Raw genomic sequence first — 17,451 nt, 5'->3', positions numbered from 1 at the left:
TTGAGCTGACCATGCTGCACTACTTCATCAACACCGGCATCAAGGATACGTCTTATTACTGGTCGGAGCTGAGCCGCTTTGTGCACAAGTACTGCGAGCTGCGCAAGGTCTGCCCCACGCTCACCACGATTGACATCGGGGGCGGGCTGCCTATTCAGACCAGCATTCAGCAGGAATATGATTATGCCTACATGATTGCCGAGATTCTGCGCACCATCCAGCGTATCTGCGCCGAGGAGGGGGTAGAGGAGCCCCACATTTTCACCGAGTTCGGCATCTTCACCGTGGGCGAAAGCGGGGCGACCATCTATTCCATTCTAGATGAGAAACTTCAGAATGACAAGGAGTTGTGGTACATGATTGATGGCTCGTTTATCACCAATCTGCCCGACACCTGGGCCCTGAATCAGCGCTTCATCATGCTGGCCGTCAACGGCTGGCAGAAGCCCTACCGCCGGTGCCAACTCGGCGGCCTCACCTGCGACTCGCAAGACTACTACAACGCCGAAAAGCACCTCTACCAGGTATTTTTGCCCGAGCGCAAGCCCCAGGACGAGCAGCCGCTCTACGTCGGCTTTTTCCACACCGGCGCCTACCAGGAAAGCCTGAGCGGCTACGGCGGCATCAAGCACTGCCTGATTCCGGCACCCAAGCACGTCATCCTCGACCGCGCCGCCGACGGTACGCTCACCGACTACGAGTTTGCGCCGGAGCAAAGCCCGGAAAGCATGATGCAGATTCTCGGATACCAAAGCGCCGACTGAGGCGTTCCGAGTTTATGGTGCAAAATTTGCCGGCCGGCTAACACGGCAGACAGGACGCTTATCCGGCCGGCCACCAACTCCTAACTCATTTACGCTGCGCTGCTTATCTTTGATTTCCGCGCATCATCTCCTCTGTCATTCCTTAACCTTCTTCTTTAAATCTTTATGAAAAAGCTTCTTATTCTAGCCGCTGGGGTAGCTTCTCTGGGCCTGGGCGCGTGCAACCGGTCGTCGTGCCCGGCCTACGGCAACCGCGCCGAAATTCACAAATCAGTGCCCGCTTCGAGCGTCATGGCCAGCGCGGCTTCGACGGCGAACACCCGGCTGTAGATAGTTTGATTCGTTTGGCGGTACCTAGTCCCTTACTTCACCTAAAAAAGCCAGCAGCTTAAAACTGCTGGCTTTTTCGTGTCTGTTCAACTATATGGCTGCTATCTAACCATGAATTTAGTCCTCATCGGCACAAAATCCCCTTTTGGCAGTACATAAAGGTCAGGTTCCGACGCCAGTCAGAATCAATTCTGCTGCTCCCGCTAAATCAGTAGCGCGAGGCAGGTAATCCAGCTCCTCAGTGTGGCCGACCAAGATGCCGCGCACACCTACTTTAGCCCCGGCTTCCAGGTCGCGGGCCCGGTCGCCGACTATCCAGCACTGCGCGGGGTCGAGTTGGAAGCGCGCCATCGCCTTTTCCAGCATCAGCGAGTCGGGCTTGCGCAGCAGCGATTCGCTGCTGCTGGGGTGGGCGTCGGAGAAATAGAGCGCATCGAGCGCGTGGCCGCAGGCTAGTTGCAGCTTGTCGTGCAGGGCCAGCACCTGGGCGCGGCCGTAGAGGCCCTTGGCGATGCCGGCCTGATTGGTGACGACGACCAGATAGTAGCCAGCGGCCTTGAGTTGGGCCAGGGCTTCGGGCACGCCGGCCGAGACAATAAATTTGTCGGGCTCCCAGACGTAGTCGCCGATTTCGTCATTGAGTACACCGTCGCGGTCCAGAAATACAGCTTTGTTCAGGTTCATGCGGCCAAAGCTACGGCAGCCGGCCGTGCTACCTTTGGGGTATGCGCATTGCCATTATCGGGGGCGGTATTTCGGGCCTCACCTTCGCCTATTACCTGCAAAAAAACGGCATTGCCTACGACCTGTTTGAGGCGGATGCGCGGCCGGGCGGCAACATCCTCTCGCTCAGTCCGCCGGAAAACTATCTGCTTGAAGCCGGTCCCAACTCCTTGCAGCTCAGCCCGGAGCTGGAGGAGCTGCTGGCGGACCTGGGCCTGAGCGAGCAAATTCAGGAGGCCGCGCCGGTGAGCCAGCAGCGGTTTGTGCTGCGTGGCGGGCGCTACCGGCAGCTACCGGCCTCGCCACCGGCCTTGCTCACGAGCGGCTTCTTCAGCCTCAAGGCCAAGCTCCAGATTCTGCGCGAGCTAACCCGGGCCCCTACCCCCCCCGACCCGGCCGAAACCGTGGCGCACTTCTTCCGCCGCCGCTTCGGGGCCGAGGTGCTCGACTACGCCGTGAATCCGTTCATGGCCGGCATCTACGCCTCCGACCCCGAGAAGCTGCTTTTGCACCAGACGTTTCCGCAGCTCGCGGCCCTGGAGCAGCAGTACGGGTCGGTGCTGCGCGGGCTGGCCAAAACCGGCCGGGGCGCCGCCCGCCGCCGCATCTTCACCCTGCAAAACGGCCTGCAAACCCTGACCGAAACCCTGGCTGCCCGCCTGACCAACTATCACGGCGGCCGGGCCGTGCAGCGTATCAGCGCGGTGGCAACTGGCGGCTATGAGGTGGCGGGCGCCGGCGACGCCAGCCATCAACTTTACACGCACCTGGCCCTGGCGCTGCCCGCCTACGCCGCCGCGCCGCTGCTCCAGCTGTTGTTCCCGGAAGCTGCCGCCGCGCTGGCCGCCATTTCCTACCCCCCCCTGACGGTGGTGTTCTCGGCCTACGAGCGCGCCGCCGTGCGCCACCAACTCAACGGCTTCGGGGCGCTGCACCCGAAGGTGGAGAAGACTTATGCCGCCGGCTCTATCTGGACCAGCGCCATCTATCCCAACCGGGTGCCGGCGGGGCAGGTACTGTTCACCACGTTCGTGGGCGGCAGCCAGTATGCAGCGCAGGCCCGGCACCCCGAGGCCGAGCAGCTGGCGGCCGTACATGAGGAGCTGGCCCGCTTCTACGGCATCAGCGGGGCGCCGCTGTGGCAGGGACGCTACCCGTGGGCGCGCAGCATTCCGCAGTTCGACGAGCACATCGGGCCGGCGCGGGCAGCCGTGGCGGCGCTGCGACCGCGGGGCGTGCTGGCCGTGGCCAACTGGCAGGCCGGCGTGAGTGTGCCCGACTGCGTGCGCCACGCCCGGCAGGCCGCCTTTGATATAATGAGGAATGAAGAATGAGGAATTAATTCCCTACCCCCCGCTGCCCGGTCAACCCCAGTTGGCGCTAATCAACAATTCCTCATCCTTTATTTCTCATTCTTTATTTCTCATTCTTCATTAAGCGCAGCGTTTACCTTTGCGGGCTATGAGCGAGGGCTTGGTTATCATTCCGACCTACAACGAACGCGAGAATGCGGCGCTGATTATCCGCCGGGTGCTGGCCCTGCCGCGGGCCTTCGACGTGCTCATCATCGACGACGGCTCGCCCGATGGCACGGCCGAGCTGGTGCGCGGACTGCTGCCCGAGTTCGCCGGCCGCCTGCACCTGGAAGAGCGCCGTGGCAAGCTGGGCCTGGGTACGGCCTACCTGCACGGTTTCCGCTGGGCCCTGCAACGGGGCTACCCCTACGTCTTCGAGATGGACGCCGACTTCTCCCACAACCCCGATGATTTGCTGTTGCTGCACGCCGCCTGCGCCGAGCAGGGCTACGATTTGGCCATCGGCTCGCGCTACGTTATCGGCGTTAACGTCGTCAACTGGCCCATGTCGCGCGTGCTCATGTCGTGGCTGGCCTCGTGGTACGTGCGCGGCGTGACGGGAATGCCCATCTCCGACGCCACGGCGGGCTTCAAGTGCTACGCGGCTCACGTGTTGCAAGCCATCGACCTAAACCATATTCAGTTTGTGGGCTACGCCTTCCAGATTGAGATGAAATGGCTCACTTACCGGCTGGGCTTTCGCATTAAGGAGGTGCCCATCATCTTCACCGACCGCACCCGCGGGCTCTCGAAGATGAGCAAGGGCATCTTCCAGGAAGCCTTCTTCGGCGTGCTCCAGATGAAGCTCGACTCCTGGCTGCGCCCTCTCAGCGGGGCCCGCGGCCCGCGCCCAGGGTAGGGCGGCCAGGACCGGGCAAATCAGGCCCAACCAGCTACCGGCGGCGCCGTATCTTGCAGCCTAACGCATGGAAAACACGCCCCTGTTCTGGCTTGGCTTCAACGCCTTCGTCATCGCCCTGCTGCTGCTCGACCTGCTGGTGTTCAACCGTCGGGCCCACGCCGTGCGGATGCGCGAGGCCCTGGGCTGGAGCGCGTTCTGGATTACGCTCTCGCTCTGCTTCAACGCCCTCGTCTACCGCACCCTGGGCGCCGAAGCCGGCCTACAATGGCTCACCGGCTACCTGGTCGAAAAGGCCCTGAGCGTGGACAATCTGTTCGTGTTCCTGCTCATCTTCAGCTACTTTAAGGTGCCGGCCGAATACCAGCACCGCATCCTGTTCTGGGGAGTGCTGGGAGCCTTGCTGCTGCGGGCCATCTTCATTCTGGTCGGAGCGGCGCTGCTGGCCAAGTTTCACTTTCTGCTCTACGTGCTCGGCGCGTTTCTCGTCTACACGGGCGTCAAGATGGCGCTCAGCGCCGAGAGCACCGAAATCGACCCTGAAGCCAATCCCGTCGTGCGCTTCCTGAGCCGGCACCTGCCCATCACGCGGCAGCTCGACGGGGGCAAGTTTTTCACCCGCAAGGATGGCCTGCGCTTTGCCACGCCGCTGTTCGTGGTCCTGGTGATGGTCGAAACCACCGACGTTGTGTTCGCCGTCGATTCCATTCCCGCCATTCTGGCCATCTCCCGCGACACGTTCATCGTCTATACCTCCAACGTGTTTGCGCTGCTCGGCCTGCGGGCGCTGTACTTCGCTCTGGCCGGGCTCATGCAGGCGTTTCACTACCTGCACTACGGCCTCTCGCTCATCCTGGTCTTCATCGGCGGCAAGCTGCTGATTGAGGATTTTTACACCTTTCCCATGCCCGTGGCCCTGGGCATCGTGGGCCTGATTCTGCTCGTGAGCGTGGTTGTGTCGCTGGTACTGCCCAAGGCGCCCAAGGCGGAAGTACTGGGGGAGGAGGGGGGTAGGGAAGTTAAGAGTTGAGGGCTGGAAGTTAGAAGCTAAAAAGGCGGTCATGCTGAGCTTGCCGAAGCATCTCGCGTGCAGCAGTAATCTAAATGGCTGAACAACGATTGGATTACTTCCCCGAGCGAGATGCTTCGGCAAGCTCAGCATGACCGGCTTATTCCCCTATTCCCTACCCCCTACTTTGGCGCCGAAGTGGGCGCGGGCGGGGGGGCGTCCTCTTCGGTGGCGGCGTTGGAGTTGACGCCGGCGTCGGGCGTGGTGGTGGCGCCGGTGTTGAGCAAATCCAGCAGGTTCAGGGGCTCAAACTGGCTGGTGTCGGCCGGCTGCACGGTGCGGGTGGTGTCGCGGGCCGTCACGATGTACTGCCGGGCGCGGCCGTTGAGGGCCACGCCGTAGTTGAGACCGGCGCGCTGCTGGCCGGAAATCTGGCCCCGCATCTCCATCAAATCGGCGATGAGGCGGAAGAAGTAGCGCGTATTGCGGCGCAGGTTGCCGTAGGCGTCGAACGACTGCCGGTAGAACTTGGGCTTGGGAATGATGCTGGCCAGGTAGAGGCTCTCGTCGAGGTTGAGGTCGGCGGGCTTTTTATTGTAGTAGAACTTGGCTGCCTCCTTCACGCCGTAGATTTTCGGGCCCCACTCAATCACGTTCAGGTATACCTCAAACATGCGCTCCTTGCTCACGAGGCGCGTGTTTTCGAGCAGCCACACAATCAGGGCCTCCTCGATTTTGCGGGAAATGACCTTCTGCCGGGTCAGAAACACGTTCTTGACCAGCTGCATACTAATCGTGCTGCCGCCGCGGGCAAAGCGCCGCTCCTTGATGTTCTGGATGGCCGACTTCACGAAGGCCTTTTCCATGAAGCCGCGGTGGGTGAAAAAGCGCGGGTCCTCGGCCGTGGTGATGGCCGTTTTCAAGTAGCTCGAAATCTGATTATAGGGCACAAAATCCGGGTTGGTGGGCCCCACCGCGAACGTCTTAATGGAGTCGCCCCGGTCATTATACGCCGTGTAGGGAAAGTCGCGGTTGAGCTGGGTCAGGTCTTCGGCCCCGAACCGGGTGATGGCGAAGTTGCCGCTGGGCCGCAGCGAGGAGTCAAACTTGAGGCTGTCGACCTGGGCCATGTCCAGGGCCGCCCGCAGCTGGTACTTGAGGCTGCCGGTGCCGCGCACGCCCGTCACGGTATCGAAAATGCCCTCCGGCAGGGAGCTGAAAAAGTCGTTTACCGGCGTCTCGGCCGAGGTGATGTTCAGGCTCACTTGCAGGTCATCCCGCCAGGTACGAACCGGCGCCGGCCGGCGCCGACGGTTGCTGGCGCTCGCACTGGTGGGGGGGGGTAGGGGCCGGCGGAAGCTGATTTCGGGGTAGAAAACCAGCTGGTTGAGCGCCACACGCGAGCCTTTTTCCAGCGCGATGGACTGGGCGCCGAGCGTGGTCACGAAGTCGAGCGTGCCGCTGCGCACCACCACGTCGGTGGCTGATACCTTGGGCTGGTAGAAGCTGAAGTTGCGCGCCGCCACCGTGCCGCGCAGGGTCAATTCCTCATCGCTGAAGTCCTTGCCCGCCAGCTGCACCCGCACGGTGTCGAAGCTGACCATCGCATTAAACCGCTGGGGCAGGTAGGGCAGCTGCACCGACTGGCCGCGGCCATAAAGGCGCAAATCGACGGCGTAATCCGAGGGTTCGACCGAGCCGGCCAGGCCGAGCTGGTTGACTTCGCCGTCCACGTCGGCCTGCATCTGCCCGCTGATGCGGCCCTCGTTGATGCGCAGGCTGGGCATCTGGAGCAGCACCCGGTGGCGCGGGCTGAGGTAGCGAACCACGAAATTGCGGAAATCGGCCTCGCCCGGCACGTTGTCGAAGCCGGTTTCGAGCACCTGGTTCAGCAGCAGCCCATAGTTGCGGCCCTGAGTGGTGTCGCGGCGCGGCGCGGCGGCCTTGTTTTTCTTGATGAGAAAGGAAAAGTTGTCGCCGGTCAGCGTTCTGGTGGCCGTGAGGCGGGCGGCGTCAATCTGCAGCTGGCTGAACACCGGCCGCCCGGCAAACAGCGAGCGCACGCTCAGGCCGGCTTGCAGGCGGCGGGCGGTGAGCAGCGTGTCGGGCAGGGCCGCGCTGCTGGTCGGCACCAGGCTCATGCCCTGAATCTCGACCGTATTCAGGTCCGTGAACCGGGCCGGACCCAGCGTCAGGCGCACCAGGTACTTGCGCTCGACGCGGACCTTGACCTCGCCCAGGGCGTAGGCCAGCAGCCGCTGCCGCTGCCACAGAAACACGGCCAGCGCCAGCAAACTCAGGGTAAGCAGCGCCGCCAGGGCGTAAAGCAAGCGCCGCCGGGCAATCGGGGACAACGATAACGAAAAGGAAGGCAAGGGCAAGGGACAGAAGCTGAAGCCGGGCTTCAAAGGTAGTGCCAGCCCGCCGTTGCCGAGCTTACGAAACGTTAAACCAGGCGTTAGCGGCGTTCAACCGCGGTTTCCGTCTTTTTTCCACTTATTTCTTCGCCCCATCCTCCATCCCTACCCCCCCTCCTACCTTTGAAGCCATGCTTACTGCCCTCACTGCCCTCTCGCCGCTCGACGGCCGCTACCACGCCGCCACCGCCCCGCTGGCCGACTACTTCTCGGAGCGTGCTCTGATTCGCTACCGCGTGCGGGTCGAAGTCGAGTATTTCATTGCCCTCTGCGAGCTGCCGCTGCCGCAGCTGGCGGGCGTCGAGGCGGCCGTTTTTCCAGCCCTGCGCGGCCTGTATGAAGACTTCCGCGATGACTATGCCGCGGCCGTGAAGGCCCACGAACAGACCACGAACCACGACGTGAAAGCCGTGGAGTATTTCCTGCGCGACGAGTTCACCAGGCTGGGCTTGGGCCAGTACATCGAGTTTATTCACTTCGGCCTGACCTCGCAGGATGTTAATAACACGGCCATTCCGCTGAGCTTGCAGGAGGCACTATTACAAGTAGTGCTGCCGGCCTACGCCGAGGTGCGCAACGCCCTGGCGACCCGCGCCGCCGCCTGGGCTGCCGTGCCGATGCTGGCGCGCACCCACGGGCAGCCGGCCTCGCCCACGCGCCTGGGCAAGGAAATCCAGGTGTTCGTGGCCCGGCTCGATGCGCAGGTCGAGCTGCTGGCGCAGGTGCCGTTCGCGGCCAAATTTGGGGGCGCCACCGGCAATTTTAACGCCCACTTTGCCGCCTACCCCGCCACCGACTGGCACGGCTTTGCCAAGGTGTTTGTCGAAGACCGTCTGCACCTGCACCGCTCCTTCCCCACCACCCAGATAGAGCACTACGACCATCTGGCCGCCCACTGCGACGCCCTCAAGCGCCTCAATACCATCCTCATCGACCTGTGCCGCGACGTGTGGCAGTACATCGCGCTGGGCTATTTCCGGCAAACCATCAAGGCCGGTGAGGTGGGCTCGTCGGCCATGCCCCACAAGGTCAACCCGATTGATTTTGAGAATGCCGAGGGCAACCTGGGTTTGGCCAACGCCGTGCTGGAGCACCTGGCCGCCAAGCTGCCGATCTCGCGCCTGCAACGGGATTTGACCGACTCGACGGTGCTGCGCAACCTGGGCGTGCCGCTGGGCCACATCCGGGTGGCGCTGCTGAGCTTGCAGCGCGGGCTGGGCAAGCTGGCCCTGGATGAGGCCGCCCTGGCCCGCGACCTCGAAGCCAACTGGGCCGTAGTCGCCGAAGGCATTCAAACCATTCTGCGGCGCGAAAACTACCCCGACCCCTACAACGCCCTCAAGCAGCTCACCCGCACCGGCGAGGCCATCTCGGCGGCCACCATCGGCGCGTTCATCGAGGAGCTGGGGGTAGGCGACGACGTGAAAGCCGAGCTGCGCGCGCTCACGCCGTCGACCTATGTGGGGCGATAACTAGAAAACGGGCAGGTGAGAGCAGTCTGGGTATCGTTAAATCTATTCTCAACAGCTTTATACTATGAATATCGGATGAAGTGAGTAAGTTGCAGCAGCATCTCTCTACCACCTTGCTGCCCGCCTGACTTCATGCCTACCCCCTCGTCGCTGCTCGTGCCGCCAGTGGCGGTGCCGCCCGCCCCTGCGCTGCCCGCCCAGTCGGCGTGGGTCGATGCTATTATCGCTCAGATTGCGGCCACGGCCGACCAGTATCCGGGAGTGGTTATTATCTTCAACGACCAGGCCGACCAGGTGAAGTATATGTCGGCGCGCGGCCTGCGCTACCTGGGCACCAGCATGGCCGCCCTCACCGAGATGGGCGCGGGCTACTACCCGGCGTTTTTCAACCCCGACGAGGCCCACGAGTACGTGCCCAAGATTGTGGACCTGATGCGCCGCAACGACCCGGACCACGTGGTTTCGTTTTTCCAGCAGGTGCGCACCGGGCCGGGCCGCACCTTCGAGTGGTACCTGAGCACGGTGAAGGTGCTGGCCCAGGACCCGGCCACGGGCCACCCGCTGCTGCTCATCTGCTTTGCCTGCCCCATCGACCGCGAAAGTCACCTCACCCACAAGGTGCAGCGCCTGCTGGACGAGAACAACTTCCTGCGCCACCATCAGCAGCAATTTGCCCGCCTCACCGCCCGCGAGCGGCAGGTGCTGGCCTGCCTGGCGCAGGGCCTCAGCTCGCCCGAAATTGCCGAGCGCCTGTTCCTCTCGCCCCAGACCGTGGACACCCACCGCCGCAACCTGCGCCAGAAGCTCCAGCCCGCCACCACCGCCGAGCTGACCGAGTATGCGCGGGCCTTTGATTTGGTGTAAGCATAGATAGCTTCGTGCCCGCCGCTGACAGCTAATAACTAGCGGCTCTTTCCTAATCCGCTGCGCTTCAGTTGGCCGGCCACAACGGCGCTGAAAAGGCGCGGTTTGCTTTGGCAAAAGCTGCTTCCACGAGCAGTCTGAGTCAGCTAACAGGCTGCGAAAGCCGCCAGTTGGGCATTTTGTTAGAATAGTTTATTTAGTAATTAATATTTATTTATTACCCTATATCTTTGTCCCGGTCAGGCAGGTGCTTGACTTTTCTTTTTTCTTTCCTATTATATGTTAGTTCATATTACGCCGTTTCCGCTTGGTGGCTACTCTAGCGGTGCTTACTTCCCTCGCCGCCTGCTCGAAAGACGACCCTAAACCCGCCGCCGACCCTATGGGCATGAGTTGGACTGTGGACGGCAACAACGTGGTGGCCATGAGCACCACGAAAGACGTTTCCGACCCCGAGACTATTGAAATAACCGGGGCAGTTGGTTCGGCTACCAGTGCCTCCCAAGTTAATTTGTCGGTTCCCAAGAAAGTGGGCACCTACAACTTAGCCGACGCCAACACCGATGCTGCCGCGCTCTACTCAAGCGGCAGTAGCAGTACCGGTGCCATCTACGGGGCCGAAACCGGTACCATCACGGTGACCAGCTCCACGGCCACCAATCTGAAAGGGACTTTCGAGTTTAAGGGCGAAGATCTTTTTGGCAGCACGAATGCGAAAACCATCGCCAACGGCAAATTTAACATCGCGCTTTAAGCACGCTGCTAGGTTTAGCTCAGAAAAGCCGCCACTGTCCCGCCGGGATGGTGGCGGCTTTTTTAGGGTCGCTGCGAGCTGCTACTTTTACCGGCTCATCCGTCCCTACCCCCGCCCGCGTGCCCCAACTCCTGAACGACGTGCTCGTGCGTCCCGACTGCCGCCACTTTCGCGGCGACGTGCCCTGCCGCCCCAACAAAACCGACGGCTACGTCTGCGAAAGCTGCCCGGTGTACGCGCCCGTCACGCAGCGGCTACTCATCATCAAGCTCGGCGCTATCGGCGACGTAATTAGGACCACGCCGCTGCTCAGGCGGCTGCGGCAGGAGTTTCCGGGCTGCTTTATCACTTGGCTCACGCTCACGCCCGCCATTCTGCCGCCGGGCGAAGTGGATGAGATTCTGAGATTCGACTTTGCCAGCACCCTGCACCTGCAAGCCCGCGAGTTCGATGCGGTGTATAATCTTGACAAGGAAAAGGAAGCCTGCGCGCTGCTAAACACGATTTCGGCCAAAGTCAAATTCGGCTACGCCCTGCGCTCGAGCGACGGCGTGGCCTGGCCCGTGAACGCGCAGGCCGACCACAAATTTCTCACCGGCGTCTTCGACCAGCTCAGCCTGGAAAATCAAAAGCCCTACGTGCAGGAAATATTCGAGCTGTGCGGCTTTGACTTCCGGGGCGAGGAATACGTGTTCGACACCCACGAAGACAAGGGCTACACCTGGGATTCTCTACCCCCCCCCTTACCGGCCAACCCGCGTATCGGCCTCAATACCGGCTGCGGCGACCGGTGGACCACCCGCCTTTGGAGCGACGAGAAGTGGCTCACGCTCATCGCCTTGCTGCAAAACGCCGGCTACGCGCCCGTGCTGCTCGGCGGCGAAGCCGAGCACGCCCGCAATCAGCGCCTGCACCAGGCCACCGGCGCCGCCTACCCCGGCACGTTCCCGCTGCCCCAGTTTATCAACCTGCTCTATCAGCTGGATGCCATCGTGACGCAGGTCACGATGGCCATGCACATCAGCATTGCCCTGCGCAAGCCCACGATTCTGATAAATAATATCTTCAACGCCTACGAATTCGATCTTTACGGCCGCGGCCAGATTGTGCAGCCCGACCGCGACTGCGTATGCTTCTACCGCGGTACCTGCAAGCTCGGCACGAGTTGTATGGAAGACTTACCGGCCGAGAAGGTCTTTGCCGCCGTTCAGGCCAGTATACCGCTCGTAGCGGTAGCGCGGACTTTGTAGTCCGCGAGTGCCTTATTCGAAGGTCATTTATTCGCGGACTACAAAGTCCGCGCTACGTTCGCGCTACTTCCTTGAGCGCGGCCACCATCACTTCCCACGAAAACTGCTGTTTCACCCGCCGCGTGCCGGCCTCAAACTGCGCCTGCTTTTCGGGGTGCGTGGCGTAGTCAACCAGCGCGTCGGCAATGGCTGCCGCCGTGGGCGCCACCACGTAGCCCACCTCCCCAGCCGGAATCAGCTCGGCCAAGCCGCCCACGTTGGTCACTAGCATGGGCCGCTCGAAGTGGTAGGCAATCTGCGAAACGCCGCTCTGCGTGGCATTTTTATAGGGCTGCACCACCAAATCAGCCGCGCAGAAATAAGCGCCTACTGTGTCATTCGGAATAAAATCGGTGGCGCGAATAATTTTATCTTCGAGCTTATATTTTTCAATTAGCACCTCATACGGCGCCGCATCCTCGTAGAATTCGCCGGCAATAATCAGCTTGACTGACAGCGCTGCCAGCCGCGCATCGGCTAATGCTTCCAGCAGCAAATCCAGCCCTTTATAGGCGCGAATAAAGCCAAAGAACAGCAGATACTGCGTATCCGCCTCTAGCTCCAGCTGCTGCCGCACTGCGGATTGCGGCAGTATCGGCCCGAAATTATCATACAGCGGATGTGGCCGGTAGAGCGCCGGCTTGTGCCCGAAGCCCAGCCGCTTTAAGTCCGTCAGCACGGCGCGGCTCATCGTCACGAAGCCGTCGCAGGCGCTCAGAAAGTAGCGCGTCAGCGGCCGGTCACCGGGCCGCTTTTCGTGCGGAATCACGTTGTCGGTAATGGCCACGCAGCGCGTGTGGCCGTTTTGACGGGCCAGCCGCGCCACCGTGCCCAGCACCGGCCCCATAAACGGCAGCCAGAACCGGAACACCACCAAGTCGGGCCGCTCGCGCCTGAGCCGGTTTCCTACCCCCCACCACGAGAGCGGACTCACGGAATTAAGGCTTACTTCAATGGCTAAATCAACTGGGCCCGGCTCGGTGCTGAGCTGCGTCTGGCCCGGAAACAAAAAATCCGGGTATTGCAGCGAAAATGTAATAATGCGCACCGTGTCGCCGGCCGCCTGAAATGCCCGCGCCAGCCGCTCATTATACGTGGCCAGCCCGCCGCGCAGGGGGTAGGCGGGCCCGATGATTACGACTTTCATTTAATAATTAACAGTTATTCAGTTAACAACCAGTATTTATCAAATCGAACAGCTGTTAAATGTTAATTGCTATTTGTTAAATGAATTATCTGATGCTGTCGCGCACCAGATAGTCATTGCGGCGCGGGCCATTTAGCTGGACTAGTTCAGCTAGAAAACCAGTCACAAATAGTAAAACGCCCACAATCACGGCCACCAGCGCCAGAAAAAATAGAGGCTGCTCGGTCACGCCGCGGGCCCGCAGGTTGTGCAACGACAAGTACACCTTTTCGCCCACCAGCCAGAACGTAATCAGCATTCCAATCAGAAACGAAAGGCTGCCGAGCGTGCCGAAAAAGTGCATCGGCCGCCGCCGAAACCGGCTTACGAATGCGATACTGGCCAAATCCAAAAACCCGTACACGAAGCGCTCCAGCCCGAACTTGGTGTGGCCGTATTTGCGCTCTTGATGCTGCACCACCTTCTCGCCGATGCGCCGAAAGCCGGCCCACTTGGCGATGACGGGAATGTAGCGGTGCATCTCGCCGTACACTTCAATACTTTTTATCACCCGCTGGTCGTAGGCTTTCAGGCCGCAGTTGAAATCATGCAGTGGAATACCCGAAATCCAGCGCGTCGCGGCATTAAACAGCTTGGTCGGAATGGTTTTGGACAGCGGGTCAAACCGCTTCTGCTTCCAGCCGCTCACCAGGTCGTACTGCTCCTCCGCAATTAGCCGGTACAGCTCCGGCAGCTCCTCGGGCGAGTCCTGCAGGTCGGCGTCCATCGTGCACACCACCCGCCCGCGCGTGGCCTGAAATCCTACTTGCAGCGCCGCCGACTTGCCATAGTTGCGATTAAAGCGAATACCGCGCAAGCGGCTGTCGGCCGCCGCCAACTGCTCAATCACGGCCCAGGAATCGTCCGTCGAGCCATCATCAATGAGCAGTACCTCGTAGCTCAGCCCGTGCGCCTCCAGCACCCGCGCTAGCCAGCGCGTCAGCTCTGGCAGCGACTCGGCCTCGTCAAGCAACGGAATGACGACGGACAGCTCTACTGGGAAATCAGCCTCGGAACGCAGCTTATTCAAATTCAGGCCGGGTGCGCTTCATAATGGCCGAAATAATCAGCGACAGTAACAGGCCGACAATCAGAGAGCCAACAATGCCAACAACTAGGCTCATCGGACCGCTGGAAAACTTCTGCGACATGGCCACGGCCTGGTCTATTTGCTCTTCACTCAAATTGCCACCTTCTTCGAGCTTAGCGCGCGCCTGGTCGGCAACCTGCTGCGTAATGCTGGGGTCCACAAACTCGCGGTACACGTAGCTGAATATCGTGGAAAGGAGTCCGCTAATTAACGAGACGAGCATTCCAATTCCAAGCCCTTCGCCATACGACATAAAGCCTCCGTTGCTGGTTCGGAAAGCCCGCTGCGCCAGCACGATGCCACCAACGAGAATAGCCAAAGCCAGAAAGCCCAGCGCTGAATTGCCCATCTGTCCTGTCACCATCAATAAAAACCAGTAGATGATGGAAACGACGCCGGTGAGCAGGCCAAAACGCATGGCAATGGCGGAGGTAGTGGGACGGAGCTGAGTAGAAACTTCCATGTGCTTGCTGTGCGAAAGAGGATTGAAAATGAGAAAAGCTTACTCGCGGAAGAATACCCCCGCTGGCAAGGCAAACATAAGCCCTAGCAGCAATATCTTACTGAAGTCGTTCTGCGCCAGGTCCGTCATAGTCAGCTGTTCCAACTGTTGGAGGCGCTGCTGATACGCCGCTTCGCCCCCACCCTGCTTGATGAAGTAGTCCCGCTCGGCCCGCGCAATCTCTTGTAGCTCGGCGCGGTTTCGCTCCAACGCCACAGGCCCCGCACTCTGGCCCAGGCTATATAAGCTGCTGGCCGCAATGAGGGCAGCTAGCACCGCGGTCAGCCCGCCCACGGCCAAGGACCGGCCTACCCCCGGCTTTTCAGGCCGCAAGCCGCGCCGCAACGCCCATTGACTGGCGACCACTGCAATCGGTACCGTGAACTGCGCTAGCAACCGCTTGGGCCCAAATGGATTGTTGCCCGTGAATTGCAGCACCAGCAGCCACAGCGCGCACAGTACGCCCGCGCCCACGCCGAAACGCAGCGCCCACCGTAAAACCCCTCCTTGTGCTGCTTGGGCTACTGACATCCAGGAAATTTAAAGCCAGTTTGCATTGAGACGGCAAGATACTAGCCCGGCTGCATTTGCTGTCCCAGCTCTAGCCTGCCGCTACTACGCTCGGTGCTGGCGCTTGCTGCCGGTTGCGCCGCTGCCGCAGCAGCAGTACCTCAGCCAGCAAACACAATAGCGCCGCCCCCACGCAGTAGCGCCACAGCGGCTGGCCGGTTCGCGCGGCGCGCTCCTGCGTAACAACTGCCCCTACCCCCCCTTCCAGCACGCGCACGTTGGGGTGGTTGGCGCCAATCAACCGGCGTAGGTCGGCAGCTGAATACGCCGCTAGCGCCGACTCGCGCTTATCCTGATTGAACGCCAGCGTTGTAAGCACCCTACCTTGCCGCTGCACCTGGTAAAAGCCGGGCTCCGCCAAGCCCGCGGGCAGTTCCAACCGCAGTTCTGCCCCTTGCAGCCGCTGCCCCGGAATCAGAGTCAAGCTGTCTTTCACTAGCCGATAGCCAGCTTCCTCAACTGCCCTACCCCCCTCCGGCACGGCAAGTGTGATGGCCGGTTGCGTCAGCCGATAGGCGGGCTGCTGGTCGTTGCGGTAGCTCAGCATCGCCAGCTTGTAGAGCACCGGCACAAACAGCGCGTGGCTGGTAAAATCAGTATAACGCTCCGCAAAAGGAGCCGCAAAAACGTAGACCTGCCCGGCGCCGGCCCGAAAACCGGCCAAGTAGCTTTCGCCATCCCGAAACTTGAGAATATCCTCGTCCGTGCGACCCCAGCGCAATACCGGCGTCGCCCGTGGCATGGTCACTTGCCGCTGCTGCGCCCCGAACACGTACCGAAAAAACGTCTCCCGTCCTGAAGGCATAGCTACCTCCCGCAGCTCCGGCGCCGCCCCGACAGCTTCCCACTGCGGGCTCCCTACCCCCAACTCTCGAAATAACGCCTGATACGACGCCTGGCTTTTTCTGTCCGCTGAAGGCACCACTACCACGCTGCCACCGCGCTTCACCACTTCGTTGAGCGCCTGCCGCAACCCTACAGTCAGCTGCAGCACCTCCCGAACCAGCACCAGATTAGCCGTTCGTAACAAGCCATAATCAACTGTCCCAGCCGAGTTGAATGCATAATTGAAAACCGGCTCGTTGCCGTACAAGCGCTGGGCAACGGGCTGTGCTCCCAGTTCCACTACCTTGATTTGGCTAGCCGGCTGCAGCGTGAAGTAATAAGTATTATCAAAAGTAATGGGCACATCCTCTGTTACCACTCGCCCTAGCGCCAACCTCTTACCGGCCACCTGCACTTGCGCTATTGAAACAGTCGCCTGTCCCGCCGCCACCGACACCCGAAACGCTGCCACCTGCTGCGGACCTAAGAATACCTTCACCGGGCAATCCGTTGCAGCTACCCGTCCGCCGTTGCGCAAGCGCACGTGCAGCTCCACATTGGTGCGCGGCCGCACAAATGCATCGTCTACCCACACACTATCCACGAACACATTCCCTACCCCCCTCCCCGCGACAGGCACTAGCACAACCTCTTGCTGAGGCTTGAAGGTGTCAAACACGTTAGCCGAGGTCGCGCTTTGCTGAAAATCCGAGAACACATAGAGAGTTCCCGCACCGCCCTGGCTCGCTGAGGCACTAGAAGCGAGTACCTTTTGTAAATCAGGAGCGCGACCGTCGGCACTTAATTCTTGCAATTGCGCCTGGTAAGCTACACTCGTAAGAAAGTTTCGTCTAGGTTGTAGCAAGCTGAACTGCTGCTGGACACCATAGGCCTTGCCCAGTTGCTGAGCTTCGCCAGTTGCGGTGCGCAATAAGGTTTCTCCAGCTTCATTTACGGCCTGCATACTCGGTGAAGTATCAATCAGCACCTGTACTTGGCTGGTAACTCCTGCCACACTGGCCTCACGTGCTGGAATGAATGGCTGGCAAAACGCCAGAACCAAGAATGCTAATGCTAATACTCGCATTAGCAGCACCAGCCACTGTTTGATGCGTCGTTGGCGAGCTACTGTTAACTCTAATTGCTTTATAAAATCTGTATTGGTAAAATAAACTCGTTGCGGCTTTCTTAATTGCAACAAGTGAATAATAATAGGAATAATAACCGCCCCCAAACCAGCTAGAAAGCCTGGAAATAACAGTTGCATAGGTTAACAGTAAAGCTATACTAAGAATGAGTTCAGTTCTAGTATAGCTAAGCTACGCAGACAGCCTTTTAAGCTACTTAGTTCTAAACGTAGCATGAACAATAGGATTTGAACTAGTACTAAACACGAATGCCCTCTACGCTGGTGAAAGCAAGAGGGCATTGTGAGTTGATAA

At 60.4% G+C, this 17,451-nt stretch carries 15 protein-coding genes and 2 pseudogenes; 9 read left to right on the top strand and 8 right to left on the bottom strand.

Annotated elements, in window-relative coordinates; genetic code table 11:
• Nucleotides 1-764, top strand: a pseudogene (locus ACFE70_RS18910) (arginine decarboxylase); the annotation flags it as partial.
• Nucleotides 765-929: 165 nt separating this feature from the next.
• Nucleotides 930-1,094 (top strand): hypothetical protein, encoded by a 165-nt coding sequence (locus ACFE70_RS18905; protein WP_375419347.1) that lies wholly within the window; start codon nt 930-932, stop codon nt 1,092-1,094.
• Nucleotides 1,095-1,256: 162 nt separating this feature from the next.
• Here the strand turns inward: ACFE70_RS18905 and ACFE70_RS18900 are convergent, their stop codons facing one another.
• Nucleotides 1,257-1,778 (bottom strand): D-glycero-alpha-D-manno-heptose-1,7-bisphosphate 7-phosphatase, encoded by a 522-nt coding sequence (locus ACFE70_RS18900; RefSeq protein ID WP_375419346.1) that lies wholly within the window; start codon nt 1,776-1,778, stop codon nt 1,257-1,259.
• A 41-nt stretch (nt 1,779-1,819) separates the two neighbouring features.
• On the opposite strand from ACFE70_RS18900, the gene hemG reads away from it, so the two are divergent.
• The 3 genes from hemG (at nt 1,820) to ACFE70_RS18885 (ending at nt 5,061) form a co-directional block, all read left to right on the top strand.
• Nucleotides 1,820-3,151 (top strand): protoporphyrinogen oxidase, encoded by a 1,332-nt coding sequence (hemG, locus tag ACFE70_RS18895; protein ID WP_375419345.1) that lies wholly within the window; start codon nt 1,820-1,822, stop codon nt 3,149-3,151.
• Between the two features lie 127 nt (nt 3,152-3,278).
• Nucleotides 3,279-4,031, top strand: a complete 753-nt coding sequence (locus tag ACFE70_RS18890; RefSeq protein WP_375419344.1) for a polyprenol monophosphomannose synthase — start codon at nt 3,279-3,281, stop codon at nt 4,029-4,031.
• Nucleotides 4,032-4,098: 67 nt separating this feature from the next.
• Nucleotides 4,099-5,061, top strand: a complete 963-nt coding sequence (locus ACFE70_RS18885) for a TerC family protein (RefSeq protein WP_375419343.1) — start codon at nt 4,099-4,101, stop codon at nt 5,059-5,061.
• A gap of 161 nt (nt 5,062-5,222) precedes the next feature.
• Here the strand turns inward: ACFE70_RS18885 and ACFE70_RS18880 are convergent, their stop codons facing one another.
• Nucleotides 5,223-7,394, bottom strand: a complete 2,172-nt coding sequence (locus tag ACFE70_RS18880; protein ID WP_375419342.1) for a transglycosylase domain-containing protein — start codon at nt 7,392-7,394, stop codon at nt 5,223-5,225.
• Nucleotides 7,395-7,588: 194 nt separating this feature from the next.
• On the opposite strand from ACFE70_RS18880, the gene purB reads away from it, so the two are divergent.
• The 4 genes from purB to ACFE70_RS18860 all read left to right on the top strand — a co-directional run bounded on the left by purB (nt 7,589) and on the right by ACFE70_RS18860 (nt 11,797).
• The gene (gene purB / locus ACFE70_RS18875) at nt 7,589-8,929 is read left to right on the top strand and encodes an adenylosuccinate lyase (protein WP_375419341.1); all 1,341 of its coding nucleotides are present in this window, start codon (nt 7,589-7,591) and stop codon (nt 8,927-8,929) included.
• A 132-nt stretch (nt 8,930-9,061) separates the two neighbouring features.
• Nucleotides 9,062-9,793 (top strand): response regulator transcription factor, encoded by a 732-nt coding sequence (locus ACFE70_RS18870; protein WP_375419340.1) that lies wholly within the window; start codon nt 9,062-9,064, stop codon nt 9,791-9,793.
• A gap of 325 nt (nt 9,794-10,118) precedes the next feature.
• Nucleotides 10,119-10,547: a DUF6252 family protein gene (locus tag ACFE70_RS18865; RefSeq protein ID WP_375419339.1), complete on the top strand. Its 429-nt coding sequence runs from the start codon at nt 10,119-10,121 to the stop codon at nt 10,545-10,547.
• A gap of 119 nt (nt 10,548-10,666) precedes the next feature.
• A complete protein-coding gene (locus ACFE70_RS18860) occupies nt 10,667-11,797 on the top strand; it encodes a glycosyltransferase family 9 protein (RefSeq protein ID WP_375419338.1) in 1,131 nt (376 codons plus the stop codon).
• A 52-nt stretch (nt 11,798-11,849) separates the two neighbouring features.
• Here the strand turns inward: ACFE70_RS18860 and ACFE70_RS18855 are convergent, their stop codons facing one another.
• From ACFE70_RS18855 to ACFE70_RS18830, 6 genes and pseudogenes are all read right to left on the bottom strand, one after another.
• The gene (locus ACFE70_RS18855; protein WP_375419337.1) at nt 11,850-12,983 is read right to left on the bottom strand and encodes a glycosyltransferase; all 1,134 of its coding nucleotides are present in this window, start codon (nt 12,981-12,983) and stop codon (nt 11,850-11,852) included.
• A gap of 85 nt (nt 12,984-13,068) precedes the next feature.
• Nucleotides 13,069-14,052 carry a glycosyltransferase family 2 protein gene (locus ACFE70_RS18850; protein WP_375419336.1) on the bottom strand — a complete coding sequence of 328 codons (984 nt, stop codon included), beginning with the start codon at nt 14,050-14,052 and terminating at the stop codon, nt 13,069-13,071.
• Nucleotides 14,045-14,575, bottom strand: a complete 531-nt coding sequence (locus tag ACFE70_RS18845; protein WP_375419335.1) for a DUF4199 domain-containing protein — start codon at nt 14,573-14,575, stop codon at nt 14,045-14,047. Before ACFE70_RS18845 ends, ACFE70_RS18850 begins: the two co-directional genes overlap by 8 nt.
• A 39-nt stretch (nt 14,576-14,614) precedes the next feature.
• Nucleotides 14,615-15,145, bottom strand: coding sequence for a DUF4199 family protein (locus ACFE70_RS18840; protein WP_375419334.1), 531 nt, complete (start codon nt 15,143-15,145; stop codon nt 14,615-14,617).
• Nucleotides 15,146-15,215: 70 nt separating this feature from the next.
• Nucleotides 15,216-16,655 carry a hypothetical protein gene (locus tag ACFE70_RS18835; RefSeq protein WP_375419348.1) on the bottom strand — a complete coding sequence of 480 codons (1,440 nt, stop codon included), beginning with the start codon at nt 16,653-16,655 and terminating at the stop codon, nt 15,216-15,218.
• 393 nt (nt 16,656-17,048) lie between these two features.
• Nucleotides 17,049-17,276: pseudogene (locus ACFE70_RS18830) on the bottom strand (BatA domain-containing protein); the annotation flags it as partial.
• Nucleotides 17,277-17,451: the final 175 nt, after the last annotated feature.

The organism is uncultured Hymenobacter sp. (genome assembly GCF_964243305.1).
GTDB lineage: Bacteria > Bacteroidota > Bacteroidia > Cytophagales > Hymenobacteraceae > Hymenobacter.
This window is presented reverse-complemented; position numbering and strand designations above follow the sequence as displayed.

What these genes read in the sequence shown, in the direction of transcription:
- purB (WP_375419341.1), top strand. Translation starts at nt 7,589, where the DNA reads ATGCTTACTGCCCTCACTGCCCTCTCGCCGCTCGACGGCCGCTACCAC.
- ACFE70_RS18890 (WP_375419344.1), top strand. Translation starts at nt 3,279, where the DNA reads ATGAGCGAGGGCTTGGTTATCATTCCGACCTACAACGAACGCGAGAAT.
- ACFE70_RS18845 (WP_375419335.1), bottom strand. Translation starts at nt 14,575, where the DNA reads ATGGAAGTTTCTACTCAGCTCCGTCCCACTACCTCCGCCATTGCCATG.
- hemG (WP_375419345.1), top strand. Translation starts at nt 1,820, where the DNA reads ATGCGCATTGCCATTATCGGGGGCGGTATTTCGGGCCTCACCTTCGCC.
- ACFE70_RS18855 (WP_375419337.1), bottom strand. Translation starts at nt 12,983, where the DNA reads ATGAAAGTCGTAATCATCGGGCCCGCCTACCCCCTGCGCGGCGGGCTG.
- ACFE70_RS18905 (WP_375419347.1), top strand. Translation starts at nt 930, where the DNA reads ATGAAAAAGCTTCTTATTCTAGCCGCTGGGGTAGCTTCTCTGGGCCTG.
- ACFE70_RS18900 (WP_375419346.1), bottom strand. Translation starts at nt 1,778, where the DNA reads ATGAACCTGAACAAAGCTGTATTTCTGGACCGCGACGGTGTACTCAAT.
- ACFE70_RS18885 (WP_375419343.1), top strand. Translation starts at nt 4,099, where the DNA reads ATGGAAAACACGCCCCTGTTCTGGCTTGGCTTCAACGCCTTCGTCATC.
- ACFE70_RS18870 (WP_375419340.1), top strand. Translation starts at nt 9,062, where the DNA reads ATGCCTACCCCCTCGTCGCTGCTCGTGCCGCCAGTGGCGGTGCCGCCC.
- ACFE70_RS18840 (WP_375419334.1), bottom strand. Translation starts at nt 15,145, where the DNA reads ATGTCAGTAGCCCAAGCAGCACAAGGAGGGGTTTTACGGTGGGCGCTG.